The sequence below is a fragment of the Arthrobacter sp. NicSoilC5 genome (genome assembly GCF_019977395.1).
GTDB lineage: Bacteria > Actinomycetota > Actinomycetes > Actinomycetales > Micrococcaceae > Arthrobacter.
Window position 1 is genome coordinate 1,472,576 of the sequence record NZ_AP024660.1, and the last position, 15,520, is coordinate 1,488,095.

Sequence of the window (15,520 nt, forward strand, 5' to 3'; positions counted from 1 at the left end):
GGCGTGCCGCTGCTTGCCGGGCTGCCCCGCCTCACAGGACGGAACTTTCGACCAGGACCCGGAGGACGTCTTCACCGTACTTTTCGAGCTTTGACGGGCCGACGCCCGCGAGGCCGGCGAGCTCCTCCAGGGACGCCGGCCTGGCTTCGGCAATGGCGGTGAGGGTGGCATCGGTGAAGACGACGAACGCAGGGACGTCCGCCGACTGGGCCACCTCGCGGCGCCAGTTTCGCAGGGCGTCAAAGGTCTGTTCCTCGTACGTGGGGGGACAGGCGTTGCAGCGGCCCACCTTGCGTTCGGCCCCGGTGGCGAGCATGGTCCCGCAGACCCGGCACACAGCGGGCGCGGCAGCCTTCCGCCGGGGCGGGGTTCCCTTTCCGCGGGCACTTGAACTTGCCACCGAGTCAGGCCGCAGCCCGTCCAGGAACCGGGACGGCTTCCGGTTGGCGCGGCCGCCGGGAGTCCGGGCGGTGCTCCACGAGAGGGACAGGTGCTCACGGGCCCGGGTGATGCCGACATACAGCAGCCGGCGTTCCTCATCCACCGATTCGGGAGAATCCGCGAAGGAAATGGGCATCAGGCCCTCACTGAGCCCCACCAGGAAGACCGCGTCCCATTCCAGGCCCTTGGCTGCGTGGAGGGAAGCGAGGGTCACGCCTTGGACGGTGGGCGCGTGCTGGGCCAGGGAGCGTTCCTGGAGTTCGTTGACGAAATCGGCCAGGCCAAACCCGGCACCACGGTTTTGGACGAGTTCATCGGCGAGCGCCACCAGCGCCGCGAGCGACTCCCACCGCTCACGCAGGGCTCCCCCGCTGTGCGGGGCAGAATCCGTGTACCCGAGGGACGAGACGATGTCCCGGACCAGCTGGCCCAGGGGTTCCGGTGTATCGGTTTCGGAAACGGCGCGGGTGGCTGCGCGCAGCTGGAGGATGGCGTCCCGGACCTCCTTGCGGGCGAAGAAGCGTTCGCCGCCCCGGAGCTGGTAGCCGATTCCTGCCGCCGCGAGCGCCTGTTCGTAGGCTTCGGACTGGCCGTTGGTGCGGAAAAGGACGGCTACCTCGCTGGCGGGAGTCCCGGCGTCGAGCAGTGCCTTGATCTTCTGCGCCACGGTGGCGGCTTCGGCCTCGTCATCCGAGCATTCGGTGAACTGGGGCGCCGGGCCGGCGGGGCGCTGCGCCACAAGCTGAAGGGGAGCTGCCCAGGCGGCGTCAGCGGCAGGGCCACCACTCCGTCGGCCGGCCAGCAGGTCATTGGCCAGTTTCACCACCTGCGGGGTGGAACGGTAGTCCCGGACGAGCTTGACCACATTGGCCTGCGGATAGCGGGTCTTGAAGTCCAGCAGGTGCCTGGGCGATGCGCCGGTGAAGGAGTAGATGGTCTGGCTGGCGTCGCCCACCACGCACAGTTCGTCACGGCCGCCGAGCCACAGCTCCAGGAGCCGCTGCTGCAGCGGGGAAACGTCCTGGTACTCGTCCACGACGAAGTGCCGGTACTGTTCCCGGACCGTGGCAGCAACCTTCTCGTCCTCCTGCAGGATGCCCACCGTGATCAGCAGGACGTCCTCGAAGTCGATCACGTTGCGGTCCGTCTTGACGTCCTCATAGGACTGGAAAACACGGGCCACCGCAGTAAGGTCGAACCCGCCGGGAGCGCCCCTCCCCTGCGCGTTTTCCAGGTAATTGGCGGGGGTAAGCATGGACACTTTGGCCCACTCGATCTCAGAGGCAAGGTCGCGGATGGAGGCCCGGTCCGTGCTGAGCCGGAGCCGGCGGGCGGCCTCGGCAAGCATCTGGGCCTTGTGGTCCAGCAGGTTGGGCAGCGTGCCGCCCACGGCCTGCGGCCAAAAGAACTGCAGCTGGCGCAAGGCCGCGGCGTGGAACGTCCGGGCCTGCACATTTCCGGCACCGAGGTCGCGCAGCCGGCTCCGCATTTCTGCCGCCGCCCGGGCAGTGAAGGTCACGGCGAGCAGGCGCTGAGGGCTGTAAACGCCCGAGTGGACGCCATAGGCAATGCGGTGGGTGATGGCACGGGTCTTGCCGGTTCCCGCGCCGGCCAGCACGCACAACGGGCCGTTCAGCGTACTGGCCACCTCACGCTGTTCTGCGTCCAGCCCCCCAAGGATCCGGTCCTCAAGGGAGGCTGCTCCGTCAAAATTTTCTGTAGTCACTTCTGCTGCTTTGTTTCTCGACTACCGCGTGCTGGAGTCTGGTGGATGGAATAACTTAGTCGCCGGTCCGGTCCTGTATCCGGCCGCCGTACCAGTGCTCAATGAGGGAGCGGGCAATGGAGAGCCTGCTGGAAATGGTGATCTCACCACTGAGCACCGCTTCCTGGAGTTCCTCGCGACTGAACCAGCGGGCCCTGGTGACCTCCACGCCGTCGGGCGTTGCCTGGGCGTCCTCGGTGACGGCGGTAAATCCAAGCATAAGGGAGGCCGGGAACGGCCATGACTGCGAGCCGAGATACTGGCAGGCAGTGACCCGGACGCCGACCTCTTCCTGGATCTCCCGGACCACAGCTTCCTCCAAAGACTCCCCCGGCTCAACAAACCCGGCCAGGGTGGAGTAATTCCGGGCGTCCACGGGGCCACCCCCGCCAAGGAGCAGACGGCCGTCCGGGCCGACGACCGTGACGATGATGGCGGGATCGGTCCGTGGATAGTGCTCAGAATTGTCGGCCGGGCACCGGCGTACCCAGCCGCCGGCTTCAACGTCCGTCGGTGTGCCGCAGCGGGGGCAGTGTGTGTGGGCCGCATGCCAGTTGGCGATGGCGCTGGCTTCCACGAACAGGGCTGTGGAGGTGGCGGTCAAGCCTGCTGCGACGTCCCGGAAGCCGGCCCAGGACGCATCCGCGGGAATACCGGCGGTGCCGGGTTCCGGAGGTGCAGGCAGGACGAACAGCAGCAGCTCGGTCCCCGCCGGAACGTCCGAAGCAGGCAGGGCGGATCCGAGGTACACCACGAGCTCCGGCGCTGATCCCGCCGCTTTGAGGTGTGCCAGGAGTTCCCTGGCCCCGGTCAGGACCAGGTTGCTGCCGCGCACCAGGCCTTGCCGGCCTGACAGTACTGCGGCCACCGCGTCCGGCCCGGCCAGCAGGTCATCAATCATTCCGGCCCTGATGCGGGCGGCTGATCCGCGGTCCACCAGTGCCGGCCTGACCGGCAGCAGGGTGTCCACCAGATGGTTCGCCGGCAACGGCGCCGGTACAGCCTGGTGGACGGTTACAGCGGACTCCGTGTGGCTCATGCTTCCACCGTACTGACTGCTACAGACATTTCACATTTCGGCCGGGCCCCATCGGCCCCGGGGTGCCCCCTAATTCCAGCTATCTGGAGACTCGCCGCGGCCAGACCGCCGTCTGGGACGGCGCGCAATCTACCGTGGAACGGTGAGAAGAAAACCGATTGAACTGGCGGCGATTGCAACCGCGGCAGTCCCCGGACTGACCCCGACAGCTGTTAGCTCTGCGCCGGACGACCCCGCGGACTTCGACTCGGCCCTGCTCCTCGATTCCGAAGGCAAGCGTTGGCGGGTCCGGTCGCCGCGGCACGCCGAAGCCAGCGCACGGCTGGAAACGGAGTTCCTGGTGCTGCGCGCCTTCGCTCCCGCTGTCCGGGCGGAACTGCCGTTCCTGATGCCAACGGTCGCCGGCAGTGTCCGGCTTGGAAGCCTGACCACCTTCGTCTACTCACACCTGTCCGGGAGCACGCGCAGCGTTGAAGAGCTGACCTCGGGACCGTCAGGGCTTGCCCGCGAAATCGGTTCCGCGCTGGCCGCGGTCCATGACCTCCCCCGGTCGCTGGTCAGCAATGCCGACCTCCCCAGCTACACGCCCAATGAGTTCCGCCAACGGAGGCTGAACGAACTGGACCAGGCGGCAACGACGGGCAAGATCCCCGCCGCACTGCTGCGCCGCTGGGAACATGCCATGGAGGACGTATCCCTGTGGAGGTTCAACCCCTGCGTTGTCCACGGCGACCTGCACGAGGACAACCTGCTGGTGGAGTCCGGCCGGGTGACTGCGGTAACCGGCTGGACGGACCTGCGCATCGGCGACCCCGCAGACGATTTCGCCTGGCTGGTGGCCTCCAACGAACAGGACTTCATTGATGCCGTACTGAAGTCCTACACGTCCAGCCGCCGCGACGTGCCGGACCAGCACCTGCTGCGCAGGGCCGCCCTGTCAGCCGAGTTTGCCTTGGCGCAGTACCTGGTCAAGGGCCTCGCGGCCGGCGACCAGGACATGGTCAGCGAGGCCGAGGGAATGCTCGAGAGCCTTGCCAGCGACATCGCCGAATTCGGCGGCCAGCCGATCAGTGTGGAGCCGCTGCCGGCGAAGGGCACTCCCGCCGGACCGGCAGCAGCCGTACCGGCGGCGGCCGGAACGTCCGCTGCCGTCCCGGCCCCCTTGCATGGCAGTTCCGCGGTCAGTCCCGCTGTGACGGTCATCCCGGTCCCCGCCGAACCGGCAGCAGACACCACGCCGGATGTCCCGGCGCTGGCGGCAGTTCACGCACAGCCCGCCGTCCACGTGGCCCCCATCCCGGCGGAGCCTGCCCCCACGGGTGCTGAGGCCGCGGAGGTGCGGGCCGGTGACACCAAGGCGGCGGACGACACGTCCACGGCAGCTATCTCGGTCATCAACGCGAACCGGAGCTGATCCGGACAGGCCGCCGTGGCGTCCCTCAGGTGCGGGCCCAGCCTCACGACCGGGTAATCGCAGCGGCAACGATTCCTTCCAGGTCGGCTGCCGTCCCAAGGTCGTGCGGCCGCACTACCGCGTTGTCAGCAACGTAGAAGAATGCCGCCCGCACTTCCTCCAGCGGAACATCCTTGAGCCGCGCCCATGCCAGCCGGTAGACCGCCAGCTGCACCGCCCGGGTCTTCAGCTGCTGTGCGGACGGCCGCCGGCCGGTCTTCCAGTCCACCAGGTCCCAGCGCCCGTCGGCGTCCTGGAATACTGCGTCCACCCGGCCGCGGACCACCACTTCGCCCACCCTGGTTTCCACGGGAACCTCGACGAAGGCCGGTGACCTGTCAGCCCATGGGGAAGCCTTGAAGGTGGCCACCATCTCATTAAGGTCGTAGGCAGCATCGATGTGGTCGTCCGAACCCGGTGCTTCGCCGAGGTCCAGCATGCCGGCCTTTCCGAAATACTCCTCCACCCAGGCATGGAACGCCGTTCCCTTCCGCGCCGACATGCCCGGTTCGCGCGGCACAGGGCGGCGCAGGCGGCCCAGCACTGCCGTGGGGTCGTCTCCAAGGTCAACAAGGGTGGAAGCCGATATATGGGTGGGCAGGTGCACGTCCTGGCCACCTGACCTCCTTGCCCTGCGATCCAGCAGCAACGCAGCTTCGCGTGCCCAGCCTGCAGCGGCCCCCGTGAGGCCTGGCAGTGGACGGCCTTCCTCTCCGGGCTTGCCCGCCTGCCCTGTCCCCCCAGTCCGAGGCGGCCGGGCGGAACCGGCGGCCAGTAGTCCGAGCACCTGCTGCGCCGCCGTTTCCATGGCCGTCCTGCGCCCGCCGGCCAGGCGCAGGCGTTCACCCGTGCGTAGGTCGACGGGTCCTTCAAGGGGATCGTAGGGCCAGCGGGCTTCTTCCGTTTCCTGCGTCAGCGGGCTCTGTTGGGGCAACGCTGCCTCTTCCAGCGAGAACGGATGGACCACAGCCGGCACCCGGGATCCGCCATCAGCCGGTTGCGTGAGGGCTTCCAGTTCCGCGAGGAACGGGGACATTTCCGCGCGGCCGGCCCGCGATCCCACCCAAGCGGCACTGGACACCCACAGGACATGCTTGGCCCTGGTGTAGGCGACGTAAGCCAACCGCCGTTCCTCCGACTCCCCGTGGGCCTGCACGCCGGCTTTGTACTCTTTCTCGGCATCCAGCCAGCCTTTCTGGTCCGGCTGGTCGAGGTCCCACTGCGGCAGGTCTGCCCGGTCCCCACGCAGCGGCCAAGGCAGCGCAGCAGAGCCGCTGCTCCAGCGTGAATCCCGGTCGCTGGGAAAGGCGCCCGCGTTCATCCCCGGGACAAACACGACATCCCACTCCAGGCCCTTGGAAGCGTGCACCGTCAGCAGCTGCACGGCTTCCCGGTTGACGTCGCTGGCCGGCGCCTCCAATCCGTTTTCCTCCGCCGACGCAGCCTCAAGCCAGGACAGGAAAGCGAGGATGTCCACCCGTTGGGAGGTGCGGAGGAACCCTGCCGCCGCATCCTGGAAGGCGTCGAGGTTGCGGCGGGCCTGGTGGATGCTGATTCCGGGGCGGGCGGCCACCTCGATGTCCAGCAGCATGGCCCTTTCGACCTCCCCCAGGAGCGTGGTGAGGTCGTCCCCGAGGTAGCCACGAAGTTGCCGCAGCTCGGCTGACAGCCTGGCCAGCCTGCTGCGCGCCTCCGTGCTGAGGGTGCGGCCATTGGACGAGGTCCATTCGTCCCGGGGCAGGAAGTCCAGGGCCTCCACCAGGCTGGCTCCGTCGGTCAGGTCACCCTCGAGGATGGGGGCATCTGCTTCGTCGTTGTCCTGGACGTCGTCATCGAACCCCTGCGCGGCCTTCCCCCGGCTGCGTGCCAGCTGGCTGGACCAGTCGCGCAGGGCCATGAGGTCGGCAGGTCCTATCCGCCACCGGGCACCTGCGATAAGCCGCATGAGGGCATCAGACCGGCCTGGGTCTGCAAGGACGCGCAGCGTGGCCACCAGGTCCACGATTTCCGGGGTGTCCAGGAGGCCGCCGAGGCCCACGATTTCATAGGGGATGCCCCGGGCCTCGAACTGGCGCCGGACGGGCTCCATCTGCGCGCGTCGGCGGCACAGCACGGCGAGCGCAGGGGGCTCCGGTGTACCGTCCGGCTTCAGCTCGAAGTCCGTCACCCGGTACCGCAGGACATCGTCAGCCAGGGCAGCAGCTTCCTCTACGTCGCTGGCGAAGCGCCCCAGCACCACGGTTCCGTCCACGGCGTGCGGGCTCGGTTGCAGCGGCGGTACTTCAGCAGCGGCCGGCCTGCTTCCGGCAGGTCCATGCTGCGCAGCTGTCCGGCCAAGGGATTGGGACATGACGTTGGCAGCTGCGAGGATCGACCGGCCGTTCCGCCATGCAGTGGTCAGGAAGGAGGTGGGCGCGGGCGCCCAGCCGGTTCCGTCCTCCGCTTCCCCGGTGCGCACGGGAAACTCGCGAACGAAGTGGAACAGCTGCCCCGCCGAAGCGCCGCGAAAACCATAGATCGACTGGTTGGGGTCGCCGACCGCCGTCACGGCATGGCCGCCGCCAAAAAGGCGGGAAAAGAGCACCAGCTGGGCATACGACGTGTCCTGGAATTCGTCGAGCAGAACCACTTTGTATCTTTGGCGTTCCATCTGGGCCGCCAAAGGAACATCCTGCGCCACCTTGGCAGCGAGGGCCACAAGGTCGCCGAAGTCGAGCGCCCCGCGGGCCCGTTTGGCGGCGGCGTAGCGGCCCACCATGTCGGCGACGCTTGCCCGGGTCCGCAGCATACCGCCGAGGTCCAGCGCCGCCTTTGGTGTGTTCCTCTTCTTGTCGGCCAGGTACGGCAGGGATTCAAACTCCGAAAGACGCGCCATCAGCCACGCTTCCACGTCTTCGGGTTCCTGAAGGTGTTCGGCGCATTCACCAGCCAGCTGTATGACGGCCTTGACCAGGGTGGACTTTGCGGCGCGGAAGTGCTGGTATTCGCCGTCGTAGGCTTCAACCACCTCGCTGGCCAGCTGCCAGGCCTGCGCACCCCCCAACAGAACCACGTCCCGCTCCACCCCGAGCCGCAGGCCGTAGTCGGAAACGATGCCGCTGGCGAATGAGTGGTAGGTGGACACTTTGGGCTCCAGGGCGTCACTGCTGAGCAGCCCCGCCGGGAAAAGCTCCCGGTGGTCGTCCTTCGCGGCAAGGCGCTGCAGCGCCAGGAGTTTTGACCGGATCCGGCTGGCGAGTTCACCCGCAGCTTTGCGGGTGAAGGTCACGCCCAGGACTTCCTCAGGGGTAACCCATCCGTTGGCCACCAGCCATACCACCCGGTCCGCCATGGTGGCGGTCTTGCCCGATCCGGCGCCCGCGATGACCAGCCGGGGCGCCAAGGGCGACGAGATGATGGCGGATTGCTCGGGCGTGGGAGTGTTCTTCTCGCCGAGCAGCAAGGACAGTTCTTCGGGGCTGAAACGCACCGCCGGGGTGGCTTCCACAGCAGGCAAGGCCCCACTCATTCGGTCACCTGCCGTCCACGCACGCACAGCGGGCACACCTCGGGAAGACGGCAACCATGACCGCCGTGGCTGCCCTTGGCAGGATCGTGCCGGGCAATGAATTCACGTCCACCCATGACGGCTGCGGCCTCCTTGACCATGTCCAATGCCCAGTTCTCCTGTGGGTCGAGTGGTTCCTGCTGTTGGATCGCTGGACTTTTTGCCCCGGTCCCGAGCTGCGCCAGCACGGCCCCGCCGGACAGGCCCTGGCCACCGCCGGAAGCGTCAAACCCGCCCGCGAGCACTGCTGCCTGGTACGCGCCCAGCTGCGGATGGCGGGACAGTTCGTCCTTGCCCGGCTGCCTCTTGCCGGTCTTGAGGTCCACCACTACCAGCCGGCCTTCCCCATCGATCTCCAGCCGGTCCACCTGGCCGCGGAGCACGGCGTCCCGCGGCGGAGCTTCATCCACCGCCACCCCTCCGAGGGCCACTTCGAAGTCCTGTTCAACACCCAGCAGGCTGCGGCCCTCGTCCCTCATGGACAGCACATACTGCGCCAGCTTCCGCACCATGGACTCGGCACGCTGGAAGTCCAGCCGGCCCTCCCAATTGTCCTTCATGCCCAACGCAGGCCACCGGCGCACGAGTTCGGCAACGTACTCGGATCCGGATGCGTCCGGCATGTCCTGCGCGATGGCATGCACCAGGGTGCCCAGGCTTCGGGCGAAGTCCGTGGCAGGCTCCCCTCCCGCTGCCTGGACGAACCAATCCAACGGCGACTTCTGCACCGTCTCCACCTTCGACGGGGACACGGACACAGTTCCCCCGGGCGGGACCACAGCCTCGGATGTGGTCAGGGGGGCGAGTCCCCACCAGCTGCCAGGGTGGGCTCCTGCCACAGCTGGTTCGGCCGCTGCGAGCTGCGCCAGGACCCTGGCGGCTTCCGCCGCCTGTGGCGCCGCGGCATCGAGCTGGGCATGCTGCCTGAGCTCCGCCACCAGGGCGCGGAGTGTCATGGGCCGTTCCACCTGGGTGAAAGCCCGGCCCCCGGCTTCCGGCCCCAGGGGTGAAACAAAATCCAGGAACGACGACGGTTGGTGGTCCTCCGACGAAACCGCCGTGCAGACCAGCAGTTCGCGTGCCCTGGACACCGCCGTGGAGAAGCTGCGGAGTTCGTCATAGCGGATATCCCGCAGGCGGCTGAGGGGATCGCGCTGCAGGGCATATTGCGGGCCGTGTTCCACGGCGTCCGCGTACAGGGTGCTGCCGAGCAGTTCACCGCGGAGCCTCGTATTGGGCCACACCCCCTCCTGCAGCCCGGCAATGATCACCACGGGCCACTCCCGCCCTGCCGCGCTGGCCGGCGTCATCAACTCCACAGCGTCATCGAGCTGGGCCCGGGCGGCGAGGGTGTCCATGGGGAGCTCCTGGTTCAGGAGATACTCCAGGAACTGTTCCGGCCCGGCGCCGGGCATCTGGTCCACGTAGCGTTCCGCGGTGTGGAAAAGCGCCATCATCGCATCAAGGTCGCGGTCAGCCCGCGCCCCATGCGGTCCGCCCGACAAAGCTGTCGCTGTCCAGGCCGACGACAGGCCTGTTGAGTCCCAGAGCGCCCACAGTACCGACTCGGCGTTGGCCCCCGGGAGTCCGGCTGCTTCCCGCCCCGCACGGATCATCCGCGCGGTGCGCCGTGCTGCGCGCCCTTCGATCCCCAATGCGCCCAGCGCCCCCGACTCAAGCAGGGCCTGGACCAGCAGCGCATCACTGGCGCGGCCCCCGCCGCCCAGGAGTTCCTCGCGCCGCAACGATTGCCGGAGCCTGCGCAGCTCAATGGAGGTAGCGCCGCCGATGCGGGAGGTGAGGAGGGACACCGCGGCTTCGGGCGTCAAAAGCTCCGGATCCAGCGCAATGGCGAACGCATCGAGGAGCGGACGTACGGCTACCTCATCGCGCACCGCGGATTCAGCCACGGGCACCCGTACGGGAATGCCCTGCCCGGACAAATAGCGCTGCAACTCGCTGACCTGGCCGCCGTTGCGCACGATCACTGCCATGTCCGCAAGATCACGGTTGTGGTTGATGTGCTGGTCCAAAATCCGCTGCGCAACGTACCGCAGCTCATGCACCGGAGTAGGGACAAGGTGGGCCTCGACGCTGCCGGGTTCGCCGGCATCTCCGGGCCGGCTGAGGCGGCGGGCCAGTTGGCCGCCTGCCCGCTGCGAGATTCGGCCTGCGACGTTCAACCACGCCTCTGCCACTGCAGGCGCCAGACCGTGGGCATGCCACAGCGGACGCTCGAGGACAGCCGATTGTGCTGACAACAGCCGGGGCAGTTCAGCCACCAAGTCCGGCCGGGCGCCCCGGAACCCCTGGACCACAGTGTCCGGGGACGACGTCACGTAGCAGTCTTTACCGGCGGCGATATCCGCCAGCAACTCGAAGATGGCCGGGTTTGCTTCCTGGATATCGTCCACCAGGACAACCTGCAGCCTGGCACGTTCCGCGGCAAGGAATTCCGGCGCGTCCTGGAAGATCTGCCGGGCGGCCGTGATGATGCCGGCGGGGTCAAAGGCTTCGGGCATCCGCAGGTCAAGGACGTCCCGGTACTCGGCGTAGAGGCGCGCCGCCGCCTTCCAGTCCGGCCGGCCACAGGCGTCCGCCAGTTGCGCAAGGTCTTCAGCTGTGCGGCCCGATTCAATGATGCGGTCAAAGAGTTGCCGCACCTCCTGGCGGAACCCCCTGGTTTCCAGGGCGCCATCAAGATCGGACGGCCACGGCAGTTCCAGGCCGGGCAGCCTGTGGCCCTCAAGGAGTTCCTTGATGATGAGGTCCTGTTCGGGGCCCGACAACAGGCGCGGCGGCCTGGACAACGGTATAACGCCTTCAGCCTTGGCGCGGCGGATCAGGTCGAATGCGTACGAGGCCCATGTCCTGGCAGGAGTGGTGCTGAGGCTCCTGTCCAGCCGGGCAGTGAAACGGTCCCGCAGGAAGTCGGCAGCAAGCCGGGTGGGCGCAAGGATCAGCGTGCGTTCCGGATCCACGCCGTCGCGGAAGACCCGCTGAACCGCGGCCTCGACGAGGACGGTGGTCTTTCCCGTGCCTGGTGCACCCGGAACCAGGACCGGTCCGGAGCCTTGGGTGACGTCAACCGCTGCCTGCTGGTCGGGTGTCAGCAGGAGTGACTCGGCGTGCACCCGGCGGGGCGGCAGCAACCGGAGGGCACTGCCGCCGTCCGGGCTTCCGGGCATGGGGAAAGCCGGCTCCCTGCCTGCTTCCGGCTCCTGCCGGTGCGGGTCCCAGGGTCCGGTCAAAGGAATCGTTACGGTCACAAAATCATTCCATCATCAGGCACCGACAACCTGTGGAGCCGACGCTCCAGTTCCTCGGCAACTGCGTCGATACTGTCAAAATCACTGTCTGTTGGTGCCCAGCGTGCCGCGCCCAAATCCACCCGCCACCGCCCCTCCCCCGTGCGGAGGTAGGAACTGTAGTCGCCAACCAGCGGAGTGCCTTCTTCAAGGTAAAGCAGCAGGGCCTCGGCCTCGTGCCCGGGGGGTGCGTGGCCGCTGGCCTTCAGGACGCGCCACCAAGGGACGGCGCCACCGTGATGGCTCATGACGGAACCGACCTGGCGCGGGCCGCCCGCACCCAGGAGCTCGGCAACGTCCCCATAGGATACGGCCGCCCCAGGCGGTACCAGGCCCACGACGGCCAGGACCGCCTGGACGTACTCATTCCGCATTGATCCAATCTAGCCGCAGTGGCGTTCCCCGGAATTGTCGGTGGGTCCCCTTAGCGTTGAAGCATGAGTTCCTGGAACACCCTCCCCCGCGCAGCCTTCGATCTGGAAACCACCGGCCGCAACTCGCGGGCGGCAAGAATCGTCACGGCATCAATCACCGTAGTGGACCACCAGGGTGAGGTCATCAAGGAGCATGAGTGGCTGGCCGATCCGGGGGTGGAGATCCCCGTGGAGGCCAGTGACGTCCACGGCATCACCACCGAACAGGCCAGGCGTGAGGGCCGCCCTGCCCACGAGGTCACGCGTGAGGTGGCCACAGTCCTGCAGGAACTGTTTGATTCCGGCACCCCGGTGATCGCCTTCAACGCAAGCTATGATTTCACGGTCCTCGCCGCCGAGTCGGCCCGGTACGGGATTCCGCAGCTGAGCCGGTTCCCCGTCCTGGATCCCTACATCATGAACAAGCAGGTTGACCGCTACCGCAAGGGGAAGCGGACACTCACCGCGCTGTGTGAGGAGTACGGGGTGGTCCTGGACAATGCGCATACCTCCGCGGCGGACGCCCTGGCCACCCTCAGGGTGCTGGATGCCATGGCGGGCAAGTTCCCCAAGCTGATGATGCCGGCCAGCCAGCTGCACCAGCTTCAGGTGGACTGGGCGGTCAGCCAGGCATCGGACTTCCAGGAGTACCTCCGGAAGACGAAACCGGCCGCCGTGATCGAGGGAGACTGGCCCGTGCTGCCGCCGCAGGATGCTACGGCAGGTGGCTTCTAGTTGCGCCCGTGCTTCTTCAGTGGGAGGCATGTCACAGTCACGCCGCTTAATAAAGTGCGGGCTTGAAGCAAGGGCATCGTTCGCCCCAAAAGCGTAATAGCGCTGCAACTGCGGGCACTATTAGCCGTGGGGCGGAATGATATTCGGCCTTACAGCGGATGGACTTCCCTTTGTTCGCCTAACCTCCGGTATTCGCCCAGGTGAGACAATAAAGTTTTGCGGTCACCCCTGCCGCGGACAGCTGGACCAGCGCCGGGCAGGTGCCAGGCGCCACAGCGCTGCCTTGCGGCCCGGTCGACTTATGCCTCATATGAAAGTGACAACCTGATGAAAATCAAAGCGATGAAATGGCTCACTACCGCTCCTGTTGCAGTGGCCCTCGCGGTTTCCCTTGCAGCCTGCGGTGGCGGGTCTTCCCAGCCCAGCGGCACCCCCACCGATGCCCTCGCCGGCAGCGACCAGCAGACGCTGGACAAGTACACCACCGCCAGCGTCACCCCGATCGACAAGATCGACAAGTCCAAGCTCGGCCTCATCACCGAAGGCACCCTGCGTGTAGGAACCCTCTCGGACGCCCCGCCCAACATCTTCATCGATCCCTCCGGCAAGTTCACCGGCTACGACAACGAACTGCTGCGCGCCATCGGTGACAAGCTGGGCCTGAAGGTTGAATTCGCCTCCACCGATTTCTCCGCCCTGCTTTCCCAGGTGGCCAACAAGCAGTTCGACGTCGGGTCCTCCTCGATCTCCACCACCGACGCCCGCCGGAAGACCGTTGGCTTCACCAACGGTTACGACTTCGGCTACATGGCTGTCGTCACCAAGAACGGCTCCAAGGTCAACGGCTTTGCCGACCTCAAGGAAGGCGTCCGCATCGGCGTCGTCCAGGGCACTGTTCAGGATGACTACGTCACCAACACCCTCAAGCTGGAGCCTGTCCGCTTCCCGGACTACAACACCGTTTACGGCAACGTGAAGAACGGCCAGATCGACGCCTGGGTGGCCCCATCCCAGCAGGCGACCGGCCAGGTCAAGGACGGCGACAACACCAAGATCGCCGAAAAGGTTGTGAACACCCAGAACTTCACCGCGTACGCAGTGAACAAGGACAACCAGCCCCTGATCGACGCCCTCAACTCCGGCCTGGACGCAGTCATCGCCGATGGGACCTGGACCAAGCTGACGTCCGAATGGTACAAGGACCGCCCGACCGTTGCTGAGCAGACCCCGCAGGGCTGGAAGCCGGGCAGCAAGGCCGTCCAGATCCCGGCCGCCAAGTAACCAGGGCGTTCCATGGATATCCTCAAGCAACTCGCTGACACTTTCCTTGACTGGAAGGCGATGGGCGAAGTCATCCCCAAGATGTTCGCCGTCGGTTTGCCGAACACCCTCGTGCTCGCCATCATCTCCGGCATCATCGGGACAGCCCTCGGGATGCTGCTCGCCCTGATGGGGATCTCCCGGAACGCAGCAGCGCGCTGGGTCGCACGGGTCTACACCGACATCCTCCGCGGCCTTCCGCCTGTCCTGACCATCCTGGTCATCGGATTCGGATTCGGTCCGATCGTCCGTGAATTTACGGGTTCGACGAGCCCGTATCCGATGGCGGTCGCAGCACTGTCCCTGATGTCCGGCGCCTACATCGGGGAGATCTTCCGCTCCGGCATCCAGAGCGTTGACAAAGGGCAGCTGGAGGCATCCCGCGCCCTGGGGTTCGGCTACGGTGCATCCATGCGCCTGGTAGTGGTTCCCCAGGGCATCCGCCGGGTGCTTCCTGCCCTGGTCAACCAGTTCATTGCGCTGATCAAGGAGTCATCCCTGGTCTTCCTCCTCGGCCTGTTGGCCAGTGAGCGGGAAATCTTCCAGATCGGCAAGGACGCGGCAGCCACGACCGGCAACCTTTCGCCCTACGTGGCGGCCGCCGTCTTCTACCTGGTACTCACCATCCCGTTGACCCACTTCGTCAACTACATCGACGCCCGGTTGCGCAGCGGCCGGCCCGAAAAGAAAGAACCGGACGACGCCGCAGCCGTCGTTGGAAAGGGAGCCCAGGCATGAGCGAGTTCGCATCAGGAACGCTGAGCGCCAAGAACATCCACCTTTCCTTCGGCAGCAACCACGTGCTGCGGGGCATCGACCTGCATGTGCCCCAGGGCACCACGGCGTCTGTCATCGGCCCGTCGGGATCCGGTAAGTCCACCCTGCTGCGGGTCATGAACCGGCTGATCGAACCCGACCAGGGGGACATCCTGCTGGACGGCCGCTCGGTCCTGAAGGACAATCCCGACGAGCTCCGCCGCCGGATCGGCATGGTGTTCCAGCAGTTCAACCTGTTCCCCCACAAGACGGTGGAGGAAAACGTCTCGCTGGCCCTGCGCAAGCTGCGCAAGCTCTCGAAGGAGGAGGCGCGCAGCGAGGCGCTGGAACAGCTGGACCTGGTGGGCCTGAAGCACAAGGCCGAGTCCCGCCCCGCCAACCTTTCCGGCGGCCAGCAGCAGCGCGTGGCAATCGCCCGTGCACTGGCCATGAAGCCCGAGGTGATGTTCTTCGACGAGGCCACTTCTGCCCTGGACCCCGAGCTGGTCAAGGGTGTCCTGGCCTTGATGACGGACCTCGCCAAGGGCGGCATGACCATGGTGGTGGTGACCCACGAAATGGGCTTCTCCCGCAACGTCTCCGACGCCGTGACGTTCATGGATGCCGGGGTCGTGGTGGAGTCCGGGCCGCCTGAGCAGCTCTTCACCGAGCCAAGGACAAACCGGCTCAAGGGCTTCCTGTCGGACGTCCTCTAACGCCCCGCACGCAAAGAAAATCCCCGG

General features: G+C 66.8%; 10 protein-coding genes. 5 read left to right on the plus strand and 5 right to left on the minus strand.

Annotated elements, in window-relative coordinates; genetic code table 11:
• Positions 1–31: 31 nt before the first annotated feature.
• The gene (locus LDO22_RS06840) at positions 32–2,167 is read right to left on the minus strand and encodes an ATP-dependent DNA helicase UvrD2 (protein WP_159631526.1); all 2,136 of its coding nucleotides are present in this window, start codon (positions 2,165–2,167) and stop codon (positions 32–34) included.
• 55 nt (positions 2,168–2,222) lie between these two features.
• Positions 2,223–3,245: an NAD(+) diphosphatase gene (gene nudC / locus LDO22_RS06845; protein WP_224026547.1), complete on the minus strand. Its 1,023-nt coding sequence runs from the start codon at positions 3,243–3,245 to the stop codon at positions 2,223–2,225.
• Positions 3,246–3,387: 142 nt separating this feature from the next.
• Between nudC and LDO22_RS06850 the strand changes: the two genes are divergently transcribed.
• Positions 3,388–4,659, plus strand: a complete 1,272-nt coding sequence (locus LDO22_RS06850) for a phosphotransferase (protein ID WP_224026548.1) — start codon at positions 3,388–3,390, stop codon at positions 4,657–4,659.
• A 43-nt stretch (positions 4,660–4,702) separates the two neighbouring features.
• Here LDO22_RS06850 and LDO22_RS06855 read toward each other — a convergent pair whose 3' ends face one another.
• The 3 genes from LDO22_RS06855 to LDO22_RS06865 all read right to left on the minus strand — a co-directional run bounded on the left by LDO22_RS06855 (position 4,703) and on the right by LDO22_RS06865 (position 11,927).
• Positions 4,703–8,206 carry a UvrD-helicase domain-containing protein gene (locus tag LDO22_RS06855; protein ID WP_224026549.1) on the minus strand — a complete coding sequence of 1,168 codons (3,504 nt, stop codon included), beginning with the start codon at positions 8,204–8,206 and terminating at the stop codon, positions 4,703–4,705.
• The gene (locus LDO22_RS06860) at positions 8,203–11,433 is read right to left on the minus strand and encodes an ATP-dependent DNA helicase (protein WP_224027183.1); all 3,231 of its coding nucleotides are present in this window, start codon (positions 11,431–11,433) and stop codon (positions 8,203–8,205) included. Before LDO22_RS06860 ends, LDO22_RS06855 begins: the two co-directional genes overlap by 4 nt.
• Before the next feature lie 77 nt (positions 11,434–11,510).
• The gene (locus LDO22_RS06865) at positions 11,511–11,927 is read right to left on the minus strand and encodes an MGMT family protein (RefSeq protein ID WP_159631522.1); all 417 of its coding nucleotides are present in this window, start codon (positions 11,925–11,927) and stop codon (positions 11,511–11,513) included.
• Between the two features lie 63 nt (positions 11,928–11,990).
• On the opposite strand from LDO22_RS06865, the gene LDO22_RS06870 reads away from it, so the two are divergent.
• The 4 genes from LDO22_RS06870 to LDO22_RS06885 all read left to right on the plus strand — a co-directional run bounded on the left by LDO22_RS06870 (position 11,991) and on the right by LDO22_RS06885 (position 15,493).
• Positions 11,991–12,701 carry a 3'-5' exonuclease gene (locus tag LDO22_RS06870; RefSeq protein ID WP_159631521.1) on the plus strand — a complete coding sequence of 237 codons (711 nt, stop codon included), beginning with the start codon at positions 11,991–11,993 and terminating at the stop codon, positions 12,699–12,701.
• Between the two features lie 327 nt (positions 12,702–13,028).
• Entirely contained in the window at positions 13,029–13,982 is a 954-nt protein-coding gene (locus tag LDO22_RS06875) for an ABC transporter substrate-binding protein (RefSeq protein WP_159631520.1), read from the plus strand.
• Between the two features lie 12 nt (positions 13,983–13,994).
• Positions 13,995–14,759: an amino acid ABC transporter permease gene (locus LDO22_RS06880; protein WP_224026550.1), complete on the plus strand. Its 765-nt coding sequence runs from the start codon at positions 13,995–13,997 to the stop codon at positions 14,757–14,759.
• The gene (locus LDO22_RS06885; protein WP_224026551.1) at positions 14,756–15,493 is read left to right on the plus strand and encodes an amino acid ABC transporter ATP-binding protein; all 738 of its coding nucleotides are present in this window, start codon (positions 14,756–14,758) and stop codon (positions 15,491–15,493) included. The genes LDO22_RS06880 and LDO22_RS06885 overlap by 4 nt, the downstream gene beginning before the upstream one ends.
• Positions 15,494–15,520: the final 27 nt, after the last annotated feature.

Bases quoted from the DNA above. Each gene is read 5' to 3' on its own strand.
- nudC (WP_224026547.1), bottom strand. From the start codon at position 3,245: ATGAGCCACACGGAGTCCGCTGTAACCGTCCACCAGGCTGTACCGGCG.
- LDO22_RS06855 (WP_224026549.1), bottom strand. From the start codon at position 8,206: ATGAGTGGGGCCTTGCCTGCTGTGGAAGCCACCCCGGCGGTGCGTTTC.
- LDO22_RS06860 (WP_224027183.1), bottom strand. From the start codon at position 11,433: ATGCCCGGAAGCCCGGACGGCGGCAGTGCCCTCCGGTTGCTGCCGCCC.
- LDO22_RS06865 (WP_159631522.1), bottom strand. From the start codon at position 11,927: ATGCGGAATGAGTACGTCCAGGCGGTCCTGGCCGTCGTGGGCCTGGTA.
- LDO22_RS06870 (WP_159631521.1), top strand. From the start codon at position 11,991: ATGAGTTCCTGGAACACCCTCCCCCGCGCAGCCTTCGATCTGGAAACC.
- LDO22_RS06875 (WP_159631520.1), top strand. From the start codon at position 13,029: ATGAAAATCAAAGCGATGAAATGGCTCACTACCGCTCCTGTTGCAGTG.
- LDO22_RS06880 (WP_224026550.1), top strand. From the start codon at position 13,995: ATGGATATCCTCAAGCAACTCGCTGACACTTTCCTTGACTGGAAGGCG.
- LDO22_RS06885 (WP_224026551.1), top strand. From the start codon at position 14,756: ATGAGCGAGTTCGCATCAGGAACGCTGAGCGCCAAGAACATCCACCTT.